Annotated in this window: 21 protein-coding genes; 8 read left to right on the plus strand and 13 right to left on the minus strand. The window is 71.4% G+C overall.

Annotated features, from left to right (window positions below; genetic code table 11):
• Nucleotides 1-206: 206 nt before the first annotated feature.
• Nucleotides 207-1,637, plus strand: coding sequence for a sugar transferase (locus EW117_RS05040; protein ID WP_277986448.1), 1,431 nt, complete (start codon nucleotides 207-209; stop codon nucleotides 1,635-1,637).
• Nucleotides 1,638-1,715: 78 nt separating this feature from the next.
• Here EW117_RS05040 and EW117_RS05045 read toward each other — a convergent pair whose 3' ends face one another.
• Both EW117_RS05045 and EW117_RS05050 read right to left on the minus strand, forming a co-directional pair.
• On the minus strand, nucleotides 1,716-2,189 hold the full coding sequence (locus EW117_RS05045) for a GNAT family N-acetyltransferase (protein ID WP_129784306.1): 474 nt from the start codon (nucleotides 2,187-2,189) through the stop codon (nucleotides 1,716-1,718).
• 13 nt (nucleotides 2,190-2,202) lie between these two features.
• Nucleotides 2,203-4,221, minus strand: a complete 2,019-nt coding sequence (locus tag EW117_RS05050; protein ID WP_129784308.1) for a S9 family peptidase — start codon at nucleotides 4,219-4,221, stop codon at nucleotides 2,203-2,205.
• Between the two features lie 24 nt (nucleotides 4,222-4,245).
• On the opposite strand from EW117_RS05050, the gene EW117_RS05055 reads away from it, so the two are divergent.
• On the plus strand, nucleotides 4,246-4,791 hold the full coding sequence (locus EW117_RS05055) for a PaaI family thioesterase (protein ID WP_129784310.1): 546 nt from the start codon (nucleotides 4,246-4,248) through the stop codon (nucleotides 4,789-4,791).
• Here EW117_RS05055 and EW117_RS05060 read toward each other — a convergent pair.
• The gene (locus tag EW117_RS05060; protein ID WP_129784312.1) at nucleotides 4,781-5,266 is read right to left on the minus strand and encodes a DUF456 domain-containing protein; all 486 of its coding nucleotides are present in this window, start codon (nucleotides 5,264-5,266) and stop codon (nucleotides 4,781-4,783) included. The genes EW117_RS05055 and EW117_RS05060 overlap by 11 nt on opposite strands.
• Nucleotides 5,267-5,358: 92 nt before the next feature.
• Between EW117_RS05060 and EW117_RS05065 the strand changes: the two genes are divergently transcribed.
• The gene (locus tag EW117_RS05065) at nucleotides 5,359-6,201 is read left to right on the plus strand and encodes an arylamine N-acetyltransferase family protein (RefSeq protein WP_129784314.1); all 843 of its coding nucleotides are present in this window, start codon (nucleotides 5,359-5,361) and stop codon (nucleotides 6,199-6,201) included.
• A gap of 37 nt (nucleotides 6,202-6,238) precedes the next feature.
• Here EW117_RS05065 and EW117_RS05070 read toward each other — a convergent pair whose 3' ends face one another.
• Complete coding sequence (locus tag EW117_RS05070) at nucleotides 6,239-6,589, minus strand: hypothetical protein (protein ID WP_129784316.1); 351 nt, start codon at nucleotides 6,587-6,589, stop codon at nucleotides 6,239-6,241.
• A 517-nt stretch (nucleotides 6,590-7,106) separates the two neighbouring features.
• Between EW117_RS05070 and EW117_RS05075 the strand changes: the two genes are divergently transcribed.
• Genes EW117_RS05075 through cobA form a run of 3 tightly spaced genes read left to right on the plus strand, consistent with a single transcriptional unit; the run spans nucleotide 7,107 to nucleotide 10,955 of the window.
• Nucleotides 7,107-8,822 (plus strand): nitrite/sulfite reductase, encoded by a 1,716-nt coding sequence (locus tag EW117_RS05075; RefSeq protein WP_129784318.1) that lies wholly within the window; start codon nucleotides 7,107-7,109, stop codon nucleotides 8,820-8,822.
• Nucleotides 8,819-9,679 carry a phosphoadenylyl-sulfate reductase gene (locus EW117_RS05080; RefSeq protein ID WP_129784320.1) on the plus strand — a complete coding sequence of 287 codons (861 nt, stop codon included), beginning with the start codon at nucleotides 8,819-8,821 and terminating at the stop codon, nucleotides 9,677-9,679. The genes EW117_RS05075 and EW117_RS05080 overlap by 4 nt, the downstream gene beginning before the upstream one ends.
• A gap of 40 nt (nucleotides 9,680-9,719) precedes the next feature.
• Complete coding sequence (gene cobA / locus EW117_RS05085; protein ID WP_422890242.1) at nucleotides 9,720-10,955, plus strand: uroporphyrinogen-III C-methyltransferase; 1,236 nt, start codon at nucleotides 9,720-9,722, stop codon at nucleotides 10,953-10,955.
• A gap of 52 nt (nucleotides 10,956-11,007) precedes the next feature.
• Here cobA and EW117_RS05090 read toward each other — a convergent pair whose 3' ends face one another.
• The 5 genes from EW117_RS05090 to EW117_RS05110 form a co-directional block, all read right to left on the minus strand.
• The gene (locus EW117_RS05090) at nucleotides 11,008-11,619 is read right to left on the minus strand and encodes a hypothetical protein (RefSeq protein ID WP_129784324.1); all 612 of its coding nucleotides are present in this window, start codon (nucleotides 11,617-11,619) and stop codon (nucleotides 11,008-11,010) included.
• Between the two features lie 202 nt (nucleotides 11,620-11,821).
• Complete coding sequence (locus tag EW117_RS05095) at nucleotides 11,822-14,608, minus strand: choice-of-anchor P family protein (RefSeq protein WP_129784326.1); 2,787 nt, start codon at nucleotides 14,606-14,608, stop codon at nucleotides 11,822-11,824.
• 103 nt (nucleotides 14,609-14,711) lie between these two features.
• Nucleotides 14,712-15,230 carry a hypothetical protein gene (locus EW117_RS05100; protein ID WP_129784328.1) on the minus strand — a complete coding sequence of 173 codons (519 nt, stop codon included), beginning with the start codon at nucleotides 15,228-15,230 and terminating at the stop codon, nucleotides 14,712-14,714.
• A gap of 173 nt (nucleotides 15,231-15,403) precedes the next feature.
• Nucleotides 15,404-16,099: a LuxR C-terminal-related transcriptional regulator gene (locus EW117_RS05105; protein WP_129784330.1), complete on the minus strand. Its 696-nt coding sequence runs from the start codon at nucleotides 16,097-16,099 to the stop codon at nucleotides 15,404-15,406.
• Nucleotides 16,096-17,502, minus strand: a complete 1,407-nt coding sequence (locus EW117_RS05110) for an ATP-binding protein (RefSeq protein WP_129784331.1) — start codon at nucleotides 17,500-17,502, stop codon at nucleotides 16,096-16,098. The genes EW117_RS05105 and EW117_RS05110 overlap by 4 nt, the downstream gene beginning before the upstream one ends.
• Before the next feature lie 135 nt (nucleotides 17,503-17,637).
• Here EW117_RS05110 and EW117_RS05115 point away from each other — a divergent pair, with 135 nt between their 5' ends.
• Both EW117_RS05115 and EW117_RS05120 read left to right on the plus strand, forming a co-directional pair.
• Nucleotides 17,638-19,218, plus strand: a complete 1,581-nt coding sequence (locus EW117_RS05115; protein ID WP_165362477.1) for a PspC domain-containing protein — start codon at nucleotides 17,638-17,640, stop codon at nucleotides 19,216-19,218.
• On the plus strand, nucleotides 19,215-19,931 hold the full coding sequence (locus EW117_RS05120; protein ID WP_129784335.1) for a hypothetical protein: 717 nt from the start codon (nucleotides 19,215-19,217) through the stop codon (nucleotides 19,929-19,931). Before EW117_RS05115 ends, EW117_RS05120 begins: the two co-directional genes overlap by 4 nt.
• A gap of 99 nt (nucleotides 19,932-20,030) precedes the next feature.
• On the opposite strand, the gene EW117_RS05125 is transcribed toward EW117_RS05120, so the two are convergent.
• From EW117_RS05125 to EW117_RS05140, 4 genes are read right to left on the minus strand one after another with little or no spacing between them, the layout of a single operon-like run.
• Entirely contained in the window at nucleotides 20,031-20,900 is an 870-nt protein-coding gene (locus tag EW117_RS05125) for a carbohydrate ABC transporter permease (RefSeq protein WP_129784337.1), read from the minus strand.
• Nucleotides 20,890-21,819, minus strand: a complete 930-nt coding sequence (locus EW117_RS05130; protein WP_129784339.1) for a carbohydrate ABC transporter permease — start codon at nucleotides 21,817-21,819, stop codon at nucleotides 20,890-20,892. The genes EW117_RS05125 and EW117_RS05130 overlap by 11 nt, the downstream gene beginning before the upstream one ends.
• A gap of 4 nt (nucleotides 21,820-21,823) precedes the next feature.
• Entirely contained in the window at nucleotides 21,824-23,083 is a 1,260-nt protein-coding gene (locus tag EW117_RS05135; RefSeq protein WP_129784341.1) for an ABC transporter substrate-binding protein, read from the minus strand.
• On the minus strand, nucleotides 23,083-24,399 hold the full coding sequence (locus tag EW117_RS05140; RefSeq protein WP_129784343.1) for an alpha-L-fucosidase: 1,317 nt from the start codon (nucleotides 24,397-24,399) through the stop codon (nucleotides 23,083-23,085). Before EW117_RS05140 ends, EW117_RS05135 begins: the two co-directional genes overlap by 1 nt.
• Nucleotides 24,400-24,515: the final 116 nt, after the last annotated feature.

The raw sequence follows: 24,515 nt of genomic DNA on the forward strand, positions 1-24,515 counted from the left end.
TCGCGCCGTGATTCAGCGCGTTCAGAAGCTCGTCCTCGGTTAGAACGAAGAAGGGATTCGTCGTGACGAGCCAGACGGTAGGCGGTGGCTCCGAAACTCGCCCTCGGACGGACGAGATAAGGGTGAATAACCGCGATCCTCGCGGATTTCACGATATCCGGGCGAGGCTCGCCCACCCGCAATGGCAAAAGCGATATCGCGCGCGTCTGCGTTTCACGGACGCGGCGGCCGTCATCGGCTCGGCCGTCGTGGCGTACGTGATCGACGCCGACCTGATGTTCGGTTCTCCCGGAAATCCGGGCCCGCTCAGGGCGATAGCGGTTCCCGCCGTCGTGGCGGCGGTCTGGATGGCCACGCTGGCCGCGCGCAGCTCGTACGACCTCCGCGTCGTCGGCCGGGACCACACGGAGTACCGGCGCATCCTCAGCGCGACGTGGACCGCCGTGAGCGTGCTCGTCCTCGCCGCCTGGCTGACCACCTTCGTCGAAGTCCGGGACGTGCTCGCGCAGGCGATCGCGCTGCCGCTCGGGCTCGCAGTGCTGATCGGGTCACGCTACGGGTGGCGGCGGTGGGTGGCGCGCTCCCGGCGCCGGGGCACCGGGTGCATGACACCCGTCCTGGTGGTCGGGCACCGTCGGCAGGCCGAGCTCATGATCAGCCGGCTCAACGGGGCGCCGCACCGGGGTTTCGTGGTCGTGGGTGCCTGCCTCCCGTCCGAAGCGGCCGCAGGTGAGGATCCCGACCTGTCGCGCCCGCGTTTCGGGACGCCCGGCGACGAGGTGGGCGGCATCCCCGTGCTCGGTGACCTGACCCATGTCGGTGAGGCCGCGGCCCTGGTCCGGGCGAGCGCCGTGGTGGTCAGTGCGTCGGACACCATCACGACCGAGGCCGTCCGCCGGCTCGGCTGGCAGGTCGAACGGGTGGGCGTCGACCTCATGCTCGCGGCGGAGCTCGCCGACGTCGCCGCCGACCGGGTCAGCGTCCACCCGGCCTCCGGCGTCTCGCTGCTGCACGTGGCCGCGCCCCGCTTCGACGGTCTCAAGTACCACGTGAAACAGGCGATGGACTGGCTGCTCGCCATCGTGCTGACGTTCCTCGTGTCGCCGGCGCTGCTCGGCGCGGGGCTCGCCGTCGCGCTGACCAGCAAGGGCGGACTGTTCTACCTGTCGGAGCGGGTGGGTCGCGACGGCAAGATCTTCCGGATGATCAAGTTCCGCACGATGTATGTCGGTGCCGACCGCGACGTGCCGGCGCTGGCCGCGGCGAACGAGGCGGCGGGGCCGCTGTTCAAGATGCGCTCCGACCCGCGCATCACCCGGGTGGGCCGGTTCCTGCGCCGGTACTCGCTCGACGAGCTGCCCCAGCTCTTCAACGTCCTGAGCGGCCACATGAGCCTCGTGGGTCCTCGGCCGGCGCTGCCGCACGAGGTGGCGGCCTACGAGGAGCGCATGCGGCGCAGGCTGCTCGTCAAGCCGGGCATGACGGGGATGTGGCAGGTCTCCGGCCGGTCCGACCTGTCCTGGGAGGAGGCGGTGCGGCTCGACGTCTACTACGCGGAGAACTGGACGCCGATGCTGGACCTGGCGATCCTCGGCCAGACGGCCCGCGCCGTCATCTCGGGCCGCGGCGCCTACTGACCCTTTGTTGCGGGCGCGATCGTTGCGCCTAAACCGGGCAGGTAGTCGCAACGGTCGCGCCCACAACCAAGAGAGCGGTCAGCCCCGCGCCAGCCGCATCGGGGTGTGCGGGATGCCGTCCTCCAGGAACTCGTCCCCGTCCTGCCCGAACCCGTGCTTGCCGTACCAGCGCGTCAGCGGCGACTGCGCGTCCAGCACGACGTCGCGGTCGTCGCCGACAGCGTCGATGTACTTCAGCGCGGCACGCATGATCTCGTCGGAGTGGCCCTTTCCCCGCGCCGCTTTGACCAGCGCCACGCGGCCGATACGCCAGACGTCGCCGTCGTCGAGCACACGGGCCGTGCCGAGCACGCGGATCCCGCCGTCGGACACCGAGTCGGGAGCCGCCTCCCCGAGGCCCACCACGTGCACGGTGGTGGGCTCGAGATCGCGGCCGTCGAGGTCCTCGTAGGGGCAGTCCTGCTCGACGACGAACACGTCCTGGCGCAGCTTCCAGACCCCATAGGCAATGGCGACATCGAGCTGGGTCAGCGGGGCGGTAATGATCTGCACGTGGTCGATGCTCTCATCCCACGGGCAGGTGCCGCTTCCACCAGTCCAGGATGATCTCGAAGCGCTGCTGGCGGTGCCGGGGCCGACCGGACCGGGACAGCTCGTGGTTCTCCCCGGGGAAGACCACCAGCTCGGTCTCGACGCCGTGCCGCTTCAGCGTCGAGTAGTAGCGCTCCGCCTGGGACAACGGGCAGCGCAGGTCCTGCTCGGAGTGCAGCACCAGCGTGGGCGTCGTCACCTGGCCCGCGACCGCCTGCGGCGACTGCCCGGCGATCTGCTCGGGCGTCTCGCCCACGTACTCCGAGCCGAAGAACGAGCCGATGTCGCTGGTCCCGAAGAACACGTCCGGGTCGAGGAAGCCGCGCTCCACGATCGCGCCGGCGAACCGGTGGTCGTGCGCGATGGTCCACGCCGTGAGGTATCCGCCGTACGAGCCGCCCAGCACGCCCACGCGGGACCCGTCAAGGCGCCCGTCCGCCGCCACGGCGCCGTCCAGGAAGTCGAGCACGTCGTGCAGGTCCACCGTGCCCATTGCGTGCCGGATCGCCCGGCCGTGCGCCTGCCCGTAGCCCGCCGAGCCGCGCGGGTTGCTGTACACGACGGCGTATCCGGCGTCGACCAGCACCTGGGTCTCGTCGAACAGCTCCGCGCGGTAGGAGGCGAAGGGCCCGCCGTGGATCATCAGCAGGGTCGGGTGCGGACCCTCCCCCTCGGGGACCGCCACCCAGCCGTGCACCGGGTACCCGTCGCGCCCGTTGACGATCAGCTCCTTCGGCGTCACGACGCCGGTCGCGCGCAGCGGCGCGGAGAAGTCCGTCCGACGCCGCAGCTCGCCGCCTGCCGCGCCGGTCAGGTCGACGACCGCCAGATCGCCGTAGCTGCCCGGGTCCGAGTACGCGACCGCGAGCGTCCCGCCTCCGACGCCGAACCCCGATACGACGACGTCGCCGCTGGTCAGCTGGGTTGTGACCCCGTCGTCGGAGACCCGGAGCACCTGGTGGGTACCGCGGGTCTCGACGGCGACCAGCGCGCCGCCGTCCGCCAGCGGCAGGGGCTCGCCGTCGATCCCCTGCGTCTCCGGGTCGGTGAGGCGGCGCGGCTGCTGGTCGGCCCACGCGGACAGCACGTACAGCGCGCCGTTGCGGGCCACGAAGTCCTTGCCCTCCGGGCCGAGGTCCTGCGCGACCACGTAGAGTTCGCCGCCCGCGCCGAATCCGATGGCCTCGGGTGCCAGCGTGCCGAGGAGGACGTCGGAGCTGCCCCCGGTCGAACCGGTCAGCGGCAGCACGCGCACCGTCCCGCTCCATGGCTGTCCGGCGCCCTGCTCGCGCTCGACGATGACGCCGATCGCCCCGCCGTCGGGCGTGAAGGCGATGCCGCTGTGGTCGACGTCGTCCACGCTCACCCGGCGCGGCTCCGGCACCGTGGGGCGCGGCTCGGCCTCGCCCTGCGCCGTCGCGACGGGCTGGACCACGGGCTCGCCCGCGACGTCGGGCACGTCGACGACGAACACGTGCTGCGGGCGGTCCCGGTGGTAGCCCAGGCCGTTGCGCGTCCAGCTCCAGCTCGTGATGCGGCGCGGGCCCTCGGCGCCGGAGGTGATGCCCTCGACCGAGCCGTACCGGCCCGGCTCGGGCTCGCGGCTCAGGAACGCGAGCCGCGTGCCGTCGGGCGACCAGCGGAAGTCGGCGACGCCGAGCTTGCGGTCGGTGACCTGCACGGCCTCGCCGCCGCCGACGGGGAGGATCCACAGCTGGGGCGCCCCCTGCGGCTCCGCGCGCAGGAAGGCGACCAGGGCGCCGTCGGGCGAGAAGCGCGGCTCCGTGTCGCGGAAGCCGCGGGTGAGGCGGCGGGGCGCGTCGCTGGTTTCGGTGGTCGAGCCTGTCGAGACCAGCGGCACCCGCCAGAGCTGGCCCACCGTGGCGTCGGCGTCGAGGTCGGGCCGGGTCACCGACACGACGGCCCAGGTTCCGTCGGGGTGGACTGCGGGGCGGGACACGGACTGGATCAGGGGAAGATCGGCTGCCTGCATGACCCGGACATTACTCTTGCCCACATGTCCGAAACACAGCAGTCCGACGCCCCCGCGAACGCCCACGAGGCCTGGGGCGAGCCGCGCACCCGCGAGCTGACCTGGTACGACCCTCTGCAGATCGCGGCACAGGCGCCGCGGATGTCCGGCATCGAGTTCCTGCAGCGCATGCGGGACGGCGTCATCCCGCCGCCACCGATCGCCGCCCACTTCGGCCTCGACATCGACGAGGTCTCGGAGGGGAGCGTGACCTTCCGGTGTACGCCCGACGAGTCCGGCTTCAACCCGATCGGCACGATCCACGGCGGCGTCCTGTGCACGCTGCTGGACACGGTGTGCGGCTGCGCGATGCAGTCGGTGCTGCCCCAGGGCAAGGGCTACACGTCGGTCGAGATCAAGGTGAACTACCTCAAGGCCGTGCGCGGCGGCGGTGGCCCGCTTACCGCGGAGGGCACGGTGGTGAAGGCCGGCTCGCGCGTCGGCTTCACGGAGGCGACGGTGCGGGATGCGACCGGCGCACTGGTGGCCACGGCGTCGAGCACCCTCCTGATCTTCGACATCACGGGGTGATGAAGAGGCCAACCACCCAGACGCCCGTCGCCAGCAGAGCGCCCACGAGCTGGACGCCGATCGTGATCAGCGTGGCCTGGACGGCCGCCTTGGTCGCGGTCCACGCCAGCGCCATGTCCTTGCGGCGCGCCCATTCCAGCAGGAAGATCGCGGCGACGAAGAACAGGAACAGGCCGATCACCGGCACCACGAAGAACCCGATGATGCCCGCGATGCCGCCCACGGCGAGCGTCAGCACGGGTACGTCGGCCTTGCGCATGTGCTTGCCGGCCAGGATCCACTGGAACACCTCGGCGACGGCGATGGCCAGCGCGGCGATGCCGAAGACCACCCACGCCTCGACGCCGCCCGTGAAGATCGCCCACACGAGGATGCCGCCCAGCACGAGCACGGCACCGGGCAACACCTGGACGACGATGCCGATCAGTCCTACCAGGATTGCCACACCGACGAGTACCTCTGCCCAAACGTCCACGGCCGAACTTTAGCGGTCCCACGACGTCCGTTCGATCGAACCTCGCCGTTCGAACAAAACGGGCACGACACTGGGCGCTTACCCTGCTCATCATGAAGCGAGAGGTTGCCGGCTACCTGACCCGGCTCGGCCTCGACGAGCGCCCTCCGGCGACCGTCGCGACCCTGTTCGAGATCCACCGGCGACATGCCGAGCGGATTCCGTACGAGAACCTGAACACGATGCTCGGCAGTCCGCCCGCGATCGACGCCGAGGCGACGCTGGCCCGGGTCGCGGCGGGCGGCAACGCGGGCTACTGCTTCCACCACAACGGCGTCCTGACGGTGGTGCTGCGCGCGCTCGGCTACGACGTCGTACCCGCGTGGGGCCACAACTGGGACACCGACGCCGAGCGCCGGGACGTGCACGTCGGGCACCTGGCGATGCACGTCCGCGGACTCCCCACAGAGGACAACCCGGGCGGCCTCTGGTGGCCGGACGTCGGCTGCGGCGACGGCCTGCACGACCCGCTGCCTCTGCTGGCGGGCGAGCACCGGCAGGGCCCGTTCACCTACCGGCTCGAGCTGCGCGACGGCGGCTGGACGTTCCACCACGACGTCAAGGGCAGCTTCCGGGCAATCGACCTCTTCCACAAGGAGCTGACGCCGGCGCAGCAGACGGCCGCGCACCGCCGCCTGACCGACCCGGCCGGCGGTGCGTACGCGCGCAAGCTGGTCGTCCAGCGCCGTCTGCCCGACGCCGCGGAGACCCTGCGCGGCTGCCTGTTCAGCCGGACCGGCTCACGCGCGGAGAAGATCGAGCTGACGGCGTACGACGACTGGCGGGACGGGCTCCGGTCGCTGGGCGTCACGCTGCAGGGCATCGACGGCGACGCCCTGCGCGGCCTGTTCGACCGCAGCCTGGTCGCGCACCAGGAGTGGCTGGCGACCCGCTAGCGGTGCGGGCCCGGGCGGGCCCGCCCCGGCCCGGCGATCAGTTCCAGAACACCGCGACCAGGATGTTGACCAGGGTGAGGCCGAGCACGGACCCCTTGAGGCCTGGAGAAACGTCCTCGCCCTTGCGGACGGCGAGCACGGCCAGCACGGCGACGGCGAGCGCGATGATCAGCTTCACGCCGATCTTCGCCATGTTCAGCTCGGCGCCGAAGGGCCCGGCCATCTCCGCGATCCCGACCATGATGACACCCGCGACGACGGCTCCCATGGCGCCGTGCGAGACACCCTTGTAGAGGGCCTTGGTCCGCATCGACGCGATCGAGCCGCCGAACACGAGGGCCCAGCTCGCGAAGTGCAGGAACACGAAGACGTTGTAGAGGAACTCCATGGCCGTCAGCCTATCGGCGGCAGGGCCGAGCGAGGCCCGAAACTGCCCGCAGGTCGCCGTCGTGACATAGACCACGATCCCCGCCGGCCCCGCGCGCCGTCAGCGACCTCCGCCTGCCGCACGCGGGCTGCTCCCGGGCGGAGTCCGTCATTTCCCTACCCGTTCAGTAGGGAAACACATAGGCAACATCAATGCGCCCGATAGACATCCACTATGTGGACGACCTCTTCCGCCCTCTACCAGCGGCGGTTAACGTCTTCGCCATGACCAAGGCAGCGCGCATCTTCCTCGTGACCACCCGTCACGAGATGCGAATGCCCACCTGTGCCTGCGACCGCTGTCGCAGCTGTCAGCTCTGACGCGCCCCTCGCCCCCGCAAGGTCAGCGCGCGCCGCCGGCCCGAAGCGCTGAGTCCCTGGTCAACCCCCGGGAAACAGCCTCCTGCCCGTACGACGCGCACAACTCCCCCCAGCATCAGCTCCACGCCCGCGCGCCCCGCACGAACAGGACCCCACACATGGTCAACACGGCCCCTGCCCAGCCTCGAACGAGCAAGCGACCCGCCCGCCCGAACGGCCAGTGGAAGATCGACGGCAACGCCCCGCTGAACCACAACGAGGAGTTCAAGCAGGAGTCGGACCCGCTCCTGGTGCGCGAACGCATCGAGCAGGTCTACGCCAAGGAGGGCTTCGACTCGATCCCCGGAGACGACCTGCACGGCCGGTTCCGCTGGTGGGGCCTGTACACGCAGCGCAAGCCCGGGATCGACGGCGGCAAGACCGCCACGCTCGAGCCGCACGAGCTCGAGGACAAGTACTTCATGTTGCGCGTCCGGATCGACGGCGGGGCGCTGAGCACCGAGCAGCTGCGCGTCATCGCGGGCATCAGCACGGAGTTCGGCCGCGGCTCGGCGGACATCACCGACCGGCAGAACCTCCAGCTGCACTGGATCGAGGTCGAGGCGATGCCGGAGATCTGGCGCCGTCTGGAGGCCGTCGGGCTGAGCACCACGGAGGCCTGCGGCGATGTCCCGCGCGTCATCCTCGGCAGCCCGGTGGCGGGCGTCGCCAAGGACGAGCTGATCGACCCGACGCCGGTGATCGAGGAGATCCAGGAGCGCTTCATCGGGGACCCGGCGCTGGCGAACCTGCCGCGCAAGTTCAAGTCCGCGATCACGGGCCACCCGAGCCTCGACGTGGTGCACCAGATCAACGACATCTCGTTCGTCGCCGTCGACCACCCGGAGCTCGGCATCGGCTACGACGTCTGGGTGGGCGGCGCGCTGTCCACGGCGCCGCGCCTCGCCGAGCGGCTGAACGCGTTCGTGTCGCCCGAGGAGGCGCCCGAGGTCTGGCACGGCGTCGTCCGCATCTTCCGGGACTACGGCTACCGCCGGCTGCGCAACAAGGCCCGCCTGAAGTTTCTGCTCGCCGACTGGGGCGTCGAGAAGTTCCGCCAGGTCCTGGAGGACGAGTACCTGGGCTACAAGCTGCGCGACAGCATCGAGCCGCCGTCGCCCGCGTCGCTGGGGCTGGACGAGCGCGGTGACCACGTGGGCATCCATGAGCAGCACGACGGCCGCTTCTACATCGGCGCCGCACCCACGGTGGGCCGGGTCTCGGGCGAGACGCTCACGCAGCTCGCCGACCTCGCCGAGGCGCACGGCAGCAACCGCGTCCGCCTGACGCCGCAGCAGAAGCTGCTGGTTCTCGACGTCGAGAAGGAGCAGGTCGAGCCGCTGGTCGCCGGCCTGGCCGAGCTCGGGCTGCAGGCCCGGCCGAGCATCTTCCGCCGGAACACGATCGCCTGCACCGGCATCGAGTACTGCAAGCTCGCGATCGTCGAGACCAAGGCGACGTCGGCCGAGGCGATCACGCAGCTCGAGGAGCGCCTCGGCGACCTGAAGGACCTCAAGCCGCTCAGCCTGCACGTCAACGGCTGCCCCAACTCCTGCGCGCGGATCCAGACGGCCGACATCGGCCTCAAGGGCCAGCTCGTGATGGACGACGACGGCAACCAGGTGCCGGGCTTCCAGGTGCACCTCGGGGGCGGCCTCACGTCGCTGGACCGGGACGACGCCGGGCTCGGGCGCACGGTGCGCGGGCTCAAGGTGACCGCCGACGGGATCGGCGACTACGTGGAGCGCGTCGTGCGCCGGTACGACGCCGACCACGACGGTGAAGAGACGTTCGCACAGTGGGCACACCGCGCCGACGAGGAGGCTCTCCGATGACCACGACGGAAACAGCACCGATATCCTCTCTGTCGCTCTCCGGGCCGGGCTCGGGGGTGAACCCGCGGCTCGCGCGGGTCCGCGCCCGAGCCGCCGCCCGCGAGAGCATCCGTGCCATGCGCCCCGCCGCCCGGGCCAAGCGGCGCCGTCGGACCCCCGAGGAGCTGCGGGCCGTGGTGGAGCGCGGGCAGGCGCAGCTGAACGCCTCCTCCGAGAGCCCGGAGGCTGACGCCCAGGCGGTCATCGCGTGGGCCGTGCGCGAGTTCGGTCCGTACATGGCGGTGGCCTCCTCGATGCAGGACACCGTGCTGTCGCACCTCGTGTCCGAGCAGTTCCCGTTCGTGGACGTGCTGTTCGGCGACACGGGCTACCACTTCGCCGAGACGCTCGGCACCCGTGGCGCCGTCGAGATCGAGCTGGACGTGAACGTCGTCGACGTGCGTCCCGAGCTGACCGTGGCCGAGCAGGACGCCAAGTACGGGCCGAAGCTGCACGACCGCGACCCCGAGGCCTGCTGCGCGATGCGCAAGGTGGCGCCGATGAAGAAGGCGCTGGAGAACTACGAGGCGTGGGCCACGGGCGTGCGTCGTGAGGAGACCGCGGCCCGCGCCAACGCCCAGCTCGTGTCCTGGGACGAGCGCAACGGCGTCGTGAAGATCAACCCGATCGCCGCGTGGACCGAGGAGCAGGTCGCGGAGTACGCCGGCCGCCACGGCCTGGTCATCAACCCGCTGCTCGCCGACGGTTACCCGTCGGTCGGCTGCGAGCCGTGCACCGCGCGGCCGCTGCCGGGCCAGGACGCGCGCTCCGGCCGGTGGGCCGGGCGTGACAAGGACGAGTGCGGCCTCCATGTCTGACGCCGCGCCGTTGCCGACCCCTCAGGCGCAGGATGGAGGGGTGCCGCACGAGATCTACCCGCTGGGGCTGAAGATCGCAGGTCGGCTCGTCGTCGTGGTGGGCGGCGGGCCGGTCGCCGCGCGTCGCGCCCGGTCGCTCGTCGAGGCCGGTGCGCGCGTGCGCGTGATCGCGCCCGACGTGTGCGAGGAGCTGGTGGTGCTGGCCCGCGTGTCGCCGTCCGGTGCCGTGGAGCTGGTCGCCCGCGCCTACGGGCCGGGCGACCTCGACGGGGCCTGGCTCGTGCACACGGCCACAGGTTCTCCCGCGGTGGACCGGCAGGTGTCCGATGACGCCGAGCGCGCCCGGATCTTCTGCGTCACCGCGGGTGACGCCTCCGTGGGCAGCGCATGGGTGCCGGCGGTGGCCCGCACCACCCTGACCGACGACGCCGAGGTGACCGTCTCGGTGACCGCCGGCCGCGATCCGCGCCGCTCGCGGGCGCTCCGCGATGCGGTGTCGGCCGCCCTCCAGTCGGGCACCCTCCCGCTCCGCCGCCACCGTCCGTCGCCCGAGTCTCTCGGCCGGGTCTGGCTCGTCGGGGGCGGCCCCGGTGACACCGGGCTCATCACGGCGCGCGGCCGCACCGTCCTGGCGCAGGCCGACGTCGTCATCATCGACCGGCTCGGCCCGCGCGCCCTGCTGCACGAGCTCTCGCCCGACGTCGAAATCATCGACGTCGGCAAGACCAGCGGCAACCACCCGGTACCGCAGCACGAGATCAACGCGCTGCTGATCCAGCACGCCCAGGCCGGGCGCGACGTCGTCCGCCTCAAGGGTGGCGACCCGTATGTCTTCGGCCGCGGCGGCGAGGAGCTCGCGGCGTGCCGTGCTGCGGGCATCGAGGTCGAGGTGGTGCCGGGCGTGACATCGGCGGTCTCGGTGCCGGCTGCGGTCGGCATCCCGGTCACGCACCGCGGCGTCGCGCGCGGGTTCAGCGTCCTGACCGGGCACGACGGCGCCGCCGACGTCCCGGGCGGCCCCGACCACACGCTCGTGCTGCTCATGGGCGTCACCCACCTGGCCGACACGGCCGAGGCGCTCATCACCGACGACCGTCCCGCCGACACCCCGGCCGCCGTGGTCGAGGACGGCTACGGCCCCTGCCAGCGCGTCACGGTCGGCACGCTGGCCACGATCGCGGCCCGCGCGGCCGAGGCCGACGTCCGCCCGCCGGCGGTCATCGTGGTGGGCGCGGTAGTCCGCCTCTCCCCGGCCTGGGCCAACCAAGCTCGTTGAGTGCTGGATCCTCGCCCGCGCGAAGGCCATCAACCGGGCGAAGATCCAGCACTCAACGTATTTCCTCGGCGCGGGTCAGGACGTAGCGGAGCACATCCACGTCCGTCGTGGGGACGGCGATGCTCCAGGCGCCCGACCGCGACGCGCCCTCGATCTGCGTGTACGCCGACCTGTCGAACAGTCCGCGAGTAGGTATCTGCGTCCCGAACACCCGGTGGGGCGCGCCGCCCAGCGCCGCCTCGAGGGACTCCACCGACGCCGGATCCAGCCCGACCCGTAGCCAGACCCGGCGGACCTTCCGCTCCATCAGGTACGCGCCGACCAGCACAGCGCCGCCACCCATGACGAGGTCCAGGTCCTGGGCCGCCGTGCGCCGGCGTCCGAACACCGACAGCAGGTTCTCGACCGCCGTGCTGGAGCCGGCGCTGCGCGCTGCGGCCGTTTCCCCGGCGGACCCGACCCGGGGAAGACCGGCCTGCCGGGTCTCCCGGATGCTCAGGACGAGCCACTCGATCCCGGCGGCGACCGTCAAGGCGCCCGCCCCTACTCGGACGACGAAGTTCGCCGGGTCCCAGGCGTTCGACATGTTCGCGAACGTGCTCAGCGCCCAGACGATGGCCGCGACCACCGCGATCATGAGGCTGACAAGTCGACGAGTTCGCACTGAACCTGGCTTCTTCATCTCGAACGAGCGGCAGCAACACGCCGCCAGCCCCCTACGGCGCATCGCCCCTGATGGGGCACCGCAGCGTATCAACGCGCCCGGCGAGTCTGAACGTGTTCGGCCCTACTTCATCCCCTTTCCGGAGTCGACGTCGTCCCGGCCGTGCCGCCGCACCAGGAGGCGCGGCGGCACAACCCAGGCCTCAGCTAGCGCAGTTGTGGACGCCGCTCGTCGCGGACGCCACGACGACGTCGGTCAGGCCCCCTTCCAGAGCCGTGAGGTGCAGGGCGCGGACCGTCAGCCCGTGGTCGGCATCCGGGTCCGCGACCTGCTCGTTGACGACGATCCGCGCCACGCCTGGCAGCTCCACCACCGTGTTCGGCTCGGTGCCGATCTCGATGGCCTCGCCCCCGACCCGCAGCGTCATATCCGTGGTTCCGGTCGCCGCACCATCCCCGGCGCAAGTGCTCGTCGCCTGGGCCGTGGCGTTCTCCACCTCGATCACCGGCAGCCCGGGGATACCGATCCGCACCTCGTCCACGCTCGCGGTGGCCACCGAAGTCCCGGGCGCCAGGCTCGTGGTCACGTCCGGGCAGAGGGCGTTGGCCTGCAGCAGGAGCAGGTCCAGCTCGGTCAGGCACGGCGTGTCCGTGGACGACGCGTCCGCCGTCCGGATCTCGCCCGTGTCCGGCGTGGGCTCGATCTCGAACCCGACCAGCGGGAGCGGCACATCCGCGCTGAGCCCGAACGCCCGGCCGGTGTAGTACTCGAGCAGGACGGTCGCCGAAGCAGTCGACGGCTCGTAGTACGTGTCCCCCGCGAAGTCGAGAGACACCGGCACCGTGGCGTCCGCGTTCAGCGGCTGGTCCACCACGGGGATCGTGCAGGCCACAGCACCCGAGGAGCCGGTGGTGCCCGTGCACTCCTGCCGGTCCGCGCCGGCGCCCAGGGCCAGCGTCACGTCCCGACCCGAGACCCCCGGCCCGTCCGTCGTCTCCTCGGTGAGCATCCCCGACAGCTCGACGGCGGTCCCGTTCGCCACCCGCTCGGGGCCGGTGTACCGGAGCGCCGTCTCCTGCCGGGTGATCGTGAACGACGCCGAGTCGCTGGACGGCTCCAGCGTGCCGGTGCCGGCGAACGACACGTCGATCGTCGTCTCGCCCGGCGCGTCCGAGGGCGTGAGCGAGCAGCTCGCCACGCCCGAACCGTTGGTCGTCCCGGAACACTCCTGGGACCCGCCGCCAGAGCCGAGCGAGAACGACACCGTCTGCCCCGACACCGGGCTGCCGCCCGCCGTCAGGGTTGCCGACGCCGTGAACGCGTCATTGAAGTCGGCCTCGGCCGGGCCGGTGTAGGTCACCACGGTCGGCTGCCGCCCGATCGTGAACGGGACCGTGTCGGTCGCCGGCTCCACGTCCCGGTTCCCCGCGAACTCCGCGGTGATGGTCGTCTCCCCCGGGGAGTCGGTCGGGGTGAGCGAACAGCTCGCCTCGCCGGAGGCGTCGGTGGTACCGGAGCACTCCTGCGACCCCCCGCCCGAACCGAGCGAGAACGACACGGTCTCCCCCGCCAGCGGGTTCCCGCCGGAAGTCAGGGTCGCCGACGCCGTGAAGGTCTGCGCCAGCGCCGCCGACGTCGGACCGGTGTACGTCAGGCCTGAGCCCTCGCGCGGGAGCGCCGCGGCGAGGTCGATCCGCGGGGTCGTGACGTCGGCGCCGCCGCTCTCGTAGGTGATCGGCTCACCGGTGTCCTCCAGCAGCTGTTCGAGCTCGTCCACGCTCGCGCCCGGCAGCTCCTCGCGGAGCAGGGCGAACGCCCCCGTCACGTGCGGGGCGGCCATCGAAGTGCCGCTGCTGACGCCGTAGCCGTCGTCGGAGTCGCTCGGCAGGGACGACCTGACGTCGCCCCCGGGCGCGAAGACGTCGAGCAGCTCCCCGCGGTTGCTGGTGTCGCGCACGGTGTCGTCGTCATCGGAGGCGCCGACCGTGATCGCCTCGGGCTCGCACCCCGGTGAGCTCGACCCGTCGTCCGCCCTGTTGCCGGCGGACGCCACCGGGGCGATACCCGCCTCGAGGAGGTCTCGCATCGGCTGGACGTAGACGCTGTCCGTGCACGCCTCGGACTCCGTGCCGCCGCCGAAGCTCATGTTCACGGCCGCGATGGAACGGTTTTCCGCCAGGTCAAGGACGTACTCCAGCGCCGCGACGGCGTCGGTGTCCGACAGCGTGACGCACGGTGCCGGGTCGTCGCCGCAGTCGTCGGACCGGGAGAAGACCTGGATCGCGACGATGTCGGCCGACGGCGCTACTCCGTTGCCGGGCGCATTGCCGACGTCGGCGCCCGCCGCGATACCCGCGACGTGGGTGCCGTGGTCGCAGAACTCCTGGTCGCACTGGGCGCTGCCGTCCCCGGTCTGCGTGCGCTCGCCGTTCGGGCAGAGGGACTCGGCAACGCCGCCCGAGAAGCACGCCTCGTCCACGCGGCCCCCGAAGAACTCGTGGTCGGCGTCGATCCCGCTGTCCAGGATGACGACGGTCTGGCCGGTGCCCGTGATCCCGCGCTGGTGCAGGTCATCGGCGCCGATCAGCGGGATGCTGGTGTTCAGTTCCGGCTTGCGCGTCCCGTTCGGGTGCACCCGGACGACGTCGGGCGATTCGGCGAGCTCCCGGATCGTGTCGGCGTCGGCGGTGATGGTGGCCAGCGGGAACCGGTCGAAGACGTCGGTGACCCGGACCTCGTGGCCGGTGGCACGCATCTCCCCGACCACCCTGCGCTGGTCGCCGAGCTTGGCGACCTCCACGATCACGCTCTGCGGGCCCTCGCTCTCGGCCTCCGCGATCAGGGCACGTTCTCCGGCGTCCGGCGGCGTGGTCTCCGATGACGGCGCTGCACCCGCAGGGGATGACAGCCCGACGAGGGTCGTGCAGGCCAGCACCACGGCGAGAACCGCCGAGGCCGGTCTGTAGGAACGCGGTCTCTGCAAGCGCATTGAACTATCTCCCTCTGTCTGATGGCGGGGCAGATCGATGGAGCGGGCTGGATCGAGCGGATCGAGCAGGGCAGTTCCGGCAGGGCAGTTCAGGCAGGCACGATCACTCGAGCGGGATCGACCGGTTCTCCCAGACGTGGGTCACGCGGGGCGATACGAACAGGGCGCGCAGGCCCTCCTCGTCGACGGTCAGAGTCAGCCGGGGGTAGCGCTCGAATCGCGTGGTGACGGTCGTGTGCTCCGGATCGAGCTCGGCCTCGAGCGCGTCCAGGGCCTCGGCGACGAGGCGCCCGTGCTCGTCCGAACCGCGCTCGGCCTCCCCCTCCAGGGCAGCCTCGACGATGACGCTCACGGTGCCCTCGGCGCGCGCGAGGTCGAGCAGGGCTTGTTCGTCGGCGTCGGTCGGATCGGACGGCGGTGCGCTCTCCGTGGGCTCGCCCGACGGCGACGCCGTCTCCGTGGGCTCGCCCGACGGCAGTGCGGTCTCCGTCGGGTCAGCCGACGGCGACGCGGCAGTCGGCGACGCGCCGGCGTCCGGCGCCGGGGACGGCGCATCGCCAGTACAGGCCGCCGCAATCAGCAACAGCCCGGCCAGAGCGGCAGAGCAGACCCGCCTCGTCACGGTGCCCCCTTGCGGTCTCGTCGTCAGGCCGTCACGACCGAGGCTCACATACGGGCTAAACCCCCGCAAGGAAAGTGCCTTCACCCGCCCCCACAACCCGTCGAGTGCTGGGCATTCGCCCTGCGAGGACCACAACAGGGGCGAATATCCAGCACTCAACGAAGGGCAGGGGGTCAGAGCAGGCGGCGGGCTACCGCCCAGCGGGTCAGTTCGTATCTTGACGAGAGCTGGAGCTTGCGGAGGACCGCGCTGACGTGCGTCTCCACCGTCTTTATCGAGATGAACAGCTCGCTCGCGACCTCGCGGTAGGAGTAGCCGCGCGCGATCAGGCGCATGACCTCCTGCTCGCGCTTCGAGAGACGGTCGAGCTCGTCATCGGCCACGGCGATGTCGTTGGCGGAGGCACCGAACGCGTCCAGGACGAACCCGGCCAGCCGCGGCGAGAAGACCGCGTCGCCGCCGGCCACCTGCACCACGGCCGACGACAGCTCCGACGGCGCGATGTTCTTCGTGACGTAGCCGCGCGCCCCGGCGCGGATCACGGAGACGACGTCCTCCGCGGCGTCGGACACCGAGAGCGCGAGGAACCGCACCCCCTCGGGGAGCAGGTCGACGCACCGCTGCACCACCTCGGCGCCGCCACCGCCGTTGCCGCCGGGCAGGTGCACGTCGAGCAGCACCACGGGCGGGCGGTGCTCGTGCACCTGCGCCACGGCCGTGTCGACGTCGAACGCCTCGCCCACCACGGTGACCCGGTCGTCCAGCGAGGCGCGCACGCCCGTGCGGAACAGGTGGTGGTCGTCCACGAGCACCACCGGCACCGGGAGCGGCACCAGCCCGCCGCCCGACGCCGTCGCCTGGGTTGTCATCTCGTCGCACCCTCCGCAGTGGTCGGCGCAGGGCCGGGGGCCGTAGCGGCCCGCGCCCTGCCGTTCTTCTCGGTCTTCTTCTCGCCGTTGGCCGGCTTGTCCAGCGGCATCCGCAACCGCACCTCGGTACCCCAGCCGGGCCGGCTCACGACCTCGGCGGTGCCACCCCGACGGCGGACCCGCCCGAGGATCGACTCCCGGACGCCGAACCGGTCCTGGGCGATCTCGTCGAGGTCGAACCCGTCGCCGCGGTCGCGGACGAACACCTCGGCCACGGCGTCCGTGACCTCAAGGTAGACCGACACGGGCGGCTTGCCGTGCTTGAACGCGTTGAGCAGCGCCTCCCGGGCCGCCTGCAGCAGCGCCGACGTGATCTCGGTGGGCGGGCAGTCGCCCACCACGACGGTCTCCACGGTGAGCGGCGCGACGGCGTCCTCGATCTCGGCCACCAGCTCCTTCAGCTCGGCGGCCACCGACGTGCCGGGTTCCTGCCGGTCGTCGTAGAGCCACCCACGCAGCTCGCGCTCCTGAGCGCGGGCCATGCGGGAGACGGCCTCCGGGTCGGACGCCTGCGCGCGGATCAGGGCCAGGGTCTGCAGCACCGAGTCGTGCAGGTGCGCCGCGATGTCGGCCCGCTCGGCCTCGCGGGCGTGGGCGGCGCGCTCGTCGCCGAGCTGGCGTACGAGCCGGAACCACCACGGCAGCGACACGAGCACGACGCCGGCGACCATGGCCACCGACGCGATGGTGGCCTGCATCAGCACGCTCACGGGCGTGTCCTGGCCCACCAGCATCAGGACGCCGAGCATCGTCAGCACGACGCCGCCGGCCAGCCGCAGGAGCGCCGTCCGCGAGCGCAGGCCGGAGCCCGTGCCGCCCACCCAGCGGTCCCGTTCGGTCGCGTCGACCTGGCTCCACGCCAGGGCGACGCCGCCGAGCCCGATCAGCGCCGGGAGCACCCAGGACGCGACCGGGTCCCAGTCCGCGCGGAGCGCGATCATGAGCGCGGCGCTCGACAGCAGGACCACGCCGATCCAGATGTCGCGGACCGCGAGCCGGGAGACCGGCCCGGAGAGGCGCACACGGTCGACGAGCGACGTCGTCCGGTCCGCGGCGCCGGCGTCGGCGCGCGCGTCGGCGGTCAGGCGCGGGGCGAGCCGACGGCGTTCGGTGGGTACGACGTCGGCCACGGTGGGGACGCCGGCGGGGATGGTGACCCACCAGAAGATGTAGGCGACGATGCCGCCCCCGGCGAACGCGCTGAGCACGACGAACCCGATCCGGACCAGCCACACGGGCAGGCCCGTGTGCGCCGCCAGGCCGGCGGCGACACCGGCCACCCAGCGGCCGCTGTATCCCGGCCCGGCCTTGCTGGGCCTGCGGAGGGTGAGTCTCTCGTTCACCCCCCGATCGTCACATGCCGGAGGCCCCCTGAATACGTCTGAGCCCCGATCTCAGGGTCCCGCGCAGGGCGAACCAGGGTTGGTTCAGGGCAGGTCCCGATGCCGGATGCGCCGCCGGTCGACAAGCATGGAGGCATGAGCACCGACGAGACGCGTCCCCAGGGCGCCACCCCTGAGCCGGGTGGTCCGGCCGACGAGAGTTCGGTCGGCCCGGACACCGTGTACACGGGTCCGGCCTACGAGCCGGCAACCGACCCAGCGACCGGTCCCACGGCCGATCCTGCACCTGTCGCCCCCGGGCAGCGTCCCTACGCGGAGTCCGGCTTCTTCGCGTCGATCCGCCGTGGCCTCTTCCCGCGCTCCGAGCAGCGCTGGGTGGGCGGCGTCGCGGGCGGCGTCGCCGAGCGCATCGGCTGGGACCCGCTGCTGGTCCGCGGCCTGCTGATCCTGAGCTTCTTCCTCGGCGGGCTCGGCCTCATCCTGTACGGCATCGGCTGGGCGCTGCTGCCCGAGCGCGACGGCCGCATCCACCTCCAGGAGGCGACGCGCGGCAACTTCGACGTGGCGATGCTCGGCTCGGTCGCCGTGTTCCTCGTGGGCTTCGCGTGGGGCGGCCCGCTGGGCTGGTGGGACGACGGCGGCGGCTGGGGGTGGCTGGGCTTCTTCTTCTGGATCACCGTCCTGGGCGTGGTGTGCTACCTGATCGTCCAGGGTGTGCAGCGGGCCCGCGACAACTCCGCCGCCCGCCAGTCGGGCACCTACGCCGGCCCCGCGCCGCGGGCCGGTGAGCCGGGCACGACTGCTCCGTTCACACCCGCGCCGCCGGCCGACTACCGCCGGTCAGACGGCCTGGTCTACGCGTCGGGCGCCGGCCCTGCCCCGTACCGGCAGACGCAGGCGCAGTACCGGCCCGCGCCCGGCGCGGTCCCCGTGCCGCAGCCGGTCTACACCGCGCCCCCGGCCCGCGTCCGGCGGGGTCCCGGCAGTACCGCCGTCGGGGTCTCCCTGGGTGTGATCCTCCTGATCGGAGCCCTGCTGCTCGCCGCGGACCGCGTGGGCGCCGTGGACTTCACCGACGGCAACTCCGGTCTCGGGACGGTCTGGCTGGGCATCGCGACGGTCGTGCTCGGCATCGCCATCTTCGTCTCAGGCCTCCGCGGCCGGTCCAGCGGCTGGCTCGGGTTCTTCGCGATCGTCGCCCTGCTGTTCGGCATGGCCTACATCGCCGTGGTCGGCGACGGCCGGGACTGGGCGGAGGACGCCGTGGTGCGCGGCGGCGAGATCGAGGAGCTGGTGAACGAACCGAACGACCCGGACGCGGCAACCATCACCGAGGGCACCATCGCCGTGCAGACCATCCGGGAGGCGGAGGACGGCTTCTACGTCCGGTGGGGCGACCCCACCATCGACCTGACGGAGCTCAACCTGTCCGGGGTCGAGCCGGGCGATCCCGTGGTGGTGCCCATCCAGCTCGGCGCGGGCCAGACGGTCGTGCTGGTGCCCGAGGACGTGGCGGTCGAGGCGAACGCCTACGTCGCCGCGGGGGTCGTCCAGTGGAACGTCGACGACCAGGACCGGTCCTCGAGCGGCGTCGGCTCCGACAACTACTTCGCGAGCGACGAGGTCGGTGACGACGGCGCTGTGCTCAGCCTCGACATCGAGGCCGGCGCGGGCGAGGTCATCGTGAGCGAGAGCAGAGGAGGGGACACGCCATGACCGGGCGCACGAACGACAGCGAGAACACGAGCGAGAACACCAGCCGGCCCGAGGGCCAGGACACGAGCGAAGCCATGGACAACAAGACCGAGCACGACACCGACACCACGGCGGTGCTGCCACCGGCGGAGACCCCGCCGACGCAGGAGATCGCACAGGCCACCCGGCAGGTCCCCGAGGGCACGACGCCTGGGGACTCCGCGCCTGAAGGCCCCGCATCCGAAGGCCCCGCGCTCGAAGGCCCCGCGCCGGAGGGCGCGGTCCACCCGGCCTACGGCGTCGCGGCGGCCCGGGCCCAGGCGGAGGCGGAACCGGCGGCAACCGCCGTCCAGGACGCCCCCGCGGCGGACGACACCGACCCCCTCGCCCCGCTGCGTGACCCGGAGCCCCAGGCGTCGGGCCCGGCGTCGGGCACGCAGCCCGGTCCGACGCCGCATACCCAGCCGCAGCCCGTTCCGGTGGGGACGGCTCAGCCGCAGCCTGCGCAGCAAGGTCAGCAGGCCGCACAGCAGGCGCAGCAGCCTGCGGCCAAGCGCGGCCCACGCGTCGGGACGGCGGTGTGGGGCCTGATCGTGATCGCGGTCGGGCTGGGGATCCTCGCGGTCTCGGCCGGCGTGATCTTCGACCTCGGCGTCGCGCTGATCGTGCTGCTGGGCGCGGCGGGAGTGATCCTCGTCGTCGGCTCGGTGATCTCGAGCGTCCGGCGCCGCTAGGCGTGGGGAGCAGGACGTCAGGCGATCGGCACCCCGGAATCCCCGGAACACCGATCACCTGACGTTTCGCCGTTCCCGCCCCGGACGCCCGGCGCCGCGTCAGCGCCCCGCGATACCCGCGGTGGCGATCCCCTTGACCAGGTGCTTCTGCAGCAGGATCACGATGAGCGCGGTCGGGATCATCGCGATGATGGACGCCGCCATCTGCAGGTCCCAGCGCGTGCCGAACTGTCCCGAGAAGGTGGCGAGCCCGATCGGCAGCGTGCCCAGGTAGGCGTAGTCGTTGACGACGATCAGCGGCCACAGGTAGCTGTTCCAGAAGCCGATGAACGTGAACACCGTCAGCACGGCGACCGCCGACCGCGAGAGCGGCAGGATGATCTGCAGGAACGTGCGCATCGGTCCCGCGCCGTCCACCCGTGCCGCCTCCTCCAGCTCGAACGGGATCCCGCGAAAGAACTGACGCATGAGGAACGTGCCGAAGGCGGTGAACGCGAACGGCAGGACGAGCGACTGCGGAGTGTTCACCCAGCCGAACCACTGCATGAGCTGGAACATCGGCACGACGAGGACCTCCTGCGGCACCATCAGCGTCAGCAGGAACAGCCCGAACACGAGGTCCCGGCCGCTCCAGCGGAGGCGCCCGAACGCGTACCCGGCCGTCGTCGAGACGACGAGCACGACGAGCGTGCCCGCGACGGCGATCACGAGCGAGTTCGAGATGTAGGTGAGGAACGGCCCGTGGCGGAACACCTCGACGAAGTTGCCCCACCGCACCTCGCTGCCGATCAGCGTCGGCGGGACCGCGAAGATCTGGTCGTTGGGCTTGAGCGCCGAGAAGAACGCGTACACCAGCGGCGTCACGAACAGCAGAGCGGCGACGACGACCGCCACGTACTGCAGGACCAGGCGCGGCCCGATCGGCCGCACGGGCGCGGCGAGAACGGCGGCAGGCACGTCAGACCTCATAGTGGACCCACCTCCGCTGCGCCCTGAACTGCAGCGCCGTCAGTCCGATGATCACCGCGAACAGGACCCAGGCGGCCGCCGCCGCGAGCCCCATCTGCTGGAACGTGAACGCCTGCTCGTAGATGAACATCACCATCGGCAGGGTCGCGTTGCCGGGGCCACCACCGGTCAGCAGCTGCGGCTGCGCGAACACCTGCATCGACGAGATCATCGTCATGACCGTCGTGAAGAAGACCGCCGGCGACAGCAGGGGCAGCGTCACCCGGAAGAACATCTGTGCGCCGCGAGCGCCGTCGATCCGCGCCGCCTCGAGCACCGATTCCGGAAGCTGCTCGATCGCGGCGCAGAAGATGAGCATGTTGTAGCCCATCCCCTGCCACACGGACATGATCACGACCATGACCATCGCCCACTGCGGATGGTTCAGGAAGCTCGGCAGGGTCAGGTCGAACGCCGCCGTCGTGACGCCGTTGAACAGGCCGTTCGGCTGCAGCAGCATCCGCCACACCAGCACGTTCGCGACCATCGGTGTCACGACCGGGATGAAGAACAGCACCCGGAACGCCGCCCGTCCGCGGATCCGTGGCCCGAGCAGGAGCGCGAGGCCCAGTGAGACCACGAGGTTCAGCGGGACGAACAGCAGCGTGAAGACTGCCGAGTTGCGCAGGGCGGGCCAGAAGTCGGGATGGCTCGTGAACAGGTCGACGTAGTTCCCGAACCCGATGAACTCGCGGTCGCCCCAGGCGGGCCAGTCGAACAGGCTCATCGCGACGGAGAGGACGACGGGCACGACGGTGAAGACGGTCAGACCCGCCAGGGCCGGGGTGATGAACCCCAGCGCCTGGCGGGACTCGGCCTTCCCCAGCTCGCCGCGGCCCCGACGTCGAGGCGCCGCCTCGGCGACGGAGATGCTGGTCATCCGGTCACTCGCCGAACTGCTGCTGCGTCTGCCCGAGGACGTCGCCGATCGTCGTGTCGCCCGTGTAGACGGAGATGATCTGCGGCGACATCGCCTCGTTGATCTGGGCCCAGTCGTCCGTGGAGCGCTGCCCCTGGACGCCGGTGAACGCGGCCTCGAACGTCGCCTCCACCTCATCGCGGACGCCCTCGTCGAGCGAGCCGAAGTAGAGCGGCTGCGAGGACGTGCGCGCCGGGTAGCTGCGGCCCGACGACGCGATGAGGTTCTGCGCGTCCTCGCCGACCAGGGAGCCGAGCACCTTCAGCGCCGCCTCCTTGTCCGCGCAGTCCGCCGAGATGCCGTAGCCCGACCCGAGCACGAGGCCCAGGTGCTCCCCGTCCTGGCTGGGCAGGTCGACCATGCCGGCGTCGAACCCGGCCTCGTTGCCGAGGTAGGTGGCGGCGTTCCAGGTGCCGTCGATCGCCATCGCGACGTTGCCCGCCTGGTACTCCTGCTCGCCCCAGCCGGTCTCGGCGGCCGACGGCGGGACAGACCCGAACCCCTTGTCGGCGATGTCGACGTACCACTCGGCCGCGTCGGCGAATTCGGGGTCGTCGAGCGCCAGCGCGCCGGACTCGTCGACCGGCTGCTTCCCGGACCGGGCGATCGGCAGCGACATCCACTGGAACTCGCCGATGCTCATGCCGAAGCCGTGGTGCTCGTCGGTGGTGGTGCCCTCCGCGGCGGCGTCGAAGTCGTCGAAGGTCCAGCCGACCTCCGGCTCCGGCGTCCCCGTCTCGGCGAACATGTCCTTGTTGTAGTAGACGAGCATGGCGGCCACGTCGTAGGGGATGCCGTACAGCGTCCCGTCGTGGCTCATGATGTCGAACGAGCCCGCCGCGAAGTCGTCCGGGTCGATGCCCGCCGTGGCGAGCTCCTCCTCGGTGAGCGGCAGGAACGCCTCGTGGTAGCCCGAGAGGCGCTGTCCGTTCATCGACGTCACGCAGGCGACGTCGCCCGAGGCCAGGTTGGTGGTGAGCTTCGTGAAGTAGTCGTCCCAGGGCGCGTGCTTGAGCTGGATGTCGATGTCGGGGTTCTCCTCGCGTGCGATCGCGAGCTGCGCCTCGAGCGCTTCGACGTCCGACTCGCCGGAGGCCCACATGTCCCAGACGACGGTGAACTTCCCGCCGTCCGACGACGTGCCGCCGCTCGACGGCGTGCCACAGGCGGCGAGCGCCACGGCGGCACCTGCCGCGACGACGGCCACGAGGGGTCGAGTGTTCATCATGATGTCCTCACTTCGTTGGGTTCGGCGTGGTCGTGCGTCGAGCCGTCCGGCTCCAGGAAGAGCTCGATCACGGGGACCGCGACCTCGGGGCGCACCGTCGGCAGATGGAGGGTCAGGGTCCCGGCGGGCTGCCCGCCGAGCTCGGTGTTCCAGGCCTGCTGGTCCGGCGAGATCTCGCTCGTCCGGATCTCGGCGCCGTCGTCCAGCAGCCGGGCGAAACGCACCTTGCCCGCCAGGCCGCGCAGGTGCACGTGGCCGAACGGCCACGTGAACAGGTGCAGGTACAGCCGGTCGCCGTTCCGGGTGAGGGCGGTCCCGGAGGGAGCCGTCAGCCCAGCCGCGCCGGCGCCGACGATGGCTCGCTCGTGCAGCGCCATCCAGTCGCCGATGGCCTTGAGCGACGCCGTGTCCCGGGGCGCGATGCCGCCCCGGCCGTCGGGCCCGACGTTGAGCAGGAGGTTGCCGTTCTTCGACACCGTGTCCACGAGCATCCGGATCAGGAGGTCCGGGCTCTTGTAGCCGAGGTTCTCCCTGTCGTACCCCCACGAGCCGTTGAGGGTCTGGCACGCCTCCCACGGCACCTCGACGCCGTCGCGTCGCATCGGCTCGTCCGGCTGGTACTGCTCGGGCGTGACGACGTCGGCCGGGATCCAGAGGCGGTCGTTGACGACGATGCCGGGCTGGAGCGCACGCGTGAGGTCCAGCAGCCCGACCGAGTCCCAGTCGTCGGGGCCCTTGCCGTCCCAGCCGTCCCGCGGCTCCACGTACGAGAAGTCGTAGAACAGGTAGTCGATGGTGCCGTAGCGCGTGAGCAGCTCGCGCACCTGGCCGTGCAGGTACTCGCGGTACCGCGCCATGTCGCGGACGTCGTTGCGTTCCCGCGCGTCGGGCAGGTCCCGCAGCGGATGGTGATAGTCGATGGTGAAGTCGGCGTGGTGCCAGTCGAGGAGCGAGTAGTAGAGCCCGACGCGCAGCCCTTCCGCCCTGAACGCCTCGACGAACTCGCGCACGAGGTCACGGCCGCAGGCCGCCACGCTGTTGTAGTCCGACAGCTCGGTGCCGTACAGGGCGAACCCCTCGTGGTGCTTCGCGGTCAGGACGGCGTACCGCATCCCCGCGCGCCGCGCCGCGCGGGCGAGCGCGGGAGCGTCGAACCGGTCCGGGTCGAAGAACTCGGCCAGGCGCTCGTACTCCTCCGGGGGCGTCCTCTCGTTGGTCATCACCCACTCGTGCCGGCCCAGCAGGCTGTACAGGCCGAAGTGGATGAACAGGCCGAAGCGGCCTTCGGTGAACCAGTCATGGGGATGCTTCATTGCTCTCCTAGCCAGGATCATCGGCAGGTCGGCGCGAATCGTCCGACCCTTTTGACACTAGACGTAAGATCTCAACCGAAAAATAGAGGAAGAGTAACCATAGAGTTACTGCTGTG

The sequence above is a fragment of the Promicromonospora panici genome (assembly GCF_900608595.1).
GTDB lineage: Bacteria > Actinomycetota > Actinomycetes > Actinomycetales > Cellulomonadaceae > Promicromonospora > Promicromonospora panici.

Coding starts and splice junctions, on each gene's coding strand:
- EW117_RS05140 (WP_129784343.1), bottom strand. CDS start 24,399: ATGAAGCATCCCCATGACTGGTTCACCGAAGGCCGCTTCGGCCTGTTC.
- EW117_RS05135 (WP_129784341.1), bottom strand. CDS start 23,083: ATGAACACTCGACCCCTCGTGGCCGTCGTCGCGGCAGGTGCCGCCGTG.
- EW117_RS05075 (WP_129784318.1), top strand. CDS start 7,107: ATGGTCAACACGGCCCCTGCCCAGCCTCGAACGAGCAAGCGACCCGCC.
- EW117_RS05105 (WP_129784330.1), bottom strand. CDS start 16,099: ATGACAACCCAGGCGACGGCGTCGGGCGGCGGGCTGGTGCCGCTCCCG.
- EW117_RS05120 (WP_129784335.1), top strand. CDS start 19,215: ATGACCGGGCGCACGAACGACAGCGAGAACACGAGCGAGAACACCAGC.
- EW117_RS05095 (WP_129784326.1), bottom strand. CDS start 14,608: ATGCGCTTGCAGAGACCGCGTTCCTACAGACCGGCCTCGGCGGTTCTC.
- EW117_RS05080 (WP_129784320.1), top strand. CDS start 8,819: ATGACCACGACGGAAACAGCACCGATATCCTCTCTGTCGCTCTCCGGG.
- EW117_RS05115 (WP_165362477.1), top strand. CDS start 17,638: ATGAGCACCGACGAGACGCGTCCCCAGGGCGCCACCCCTGAGCCGGGT.
- EW117_RS05065 (WP_129784314.1), top strand. CDS start 5,359: ATGAAGCGAGAGGTTGCCGGCTACCTGACCCGGCTCGGCCTCGACGAG.
- EW117_RS05050 (WP_129784308.1), bottom strand. CDS start 4,221: ATGCAGGCAGCCGATCTTCCCCTGATCCAGTCCGTGTCCCGCCCCGCA.
- EW117_RS05130 (WP_129784339.1), bottom strand. CDS start 21,819: ATGACCAGCATCTCCGTCGCCGAGGCGGCGCCTCGACGTCGGGGCCGC.
- EW117_RS05055 (WP_129784310.1), top strand. CDS start 4,246: ATGTCCGAAACACAGCAGTCCGACGCCCCCGCGAACGCCCACGAGGCC.
- EW117_RS05070 (WP_129784316.1), bottom strand. CDS start 6,589: ATGGAGTTCCTCTACAACGTCTTCGTGTTCCTGCACTTCGCGAGCTGG.
- EW117_RS05125 (WP_129784337.1), bottom strand. CDS start 20,900: ATGAGGTCTGACGTGCCTGCCGCCGTTCTCGCCGCGCCCGTGCGGCCG.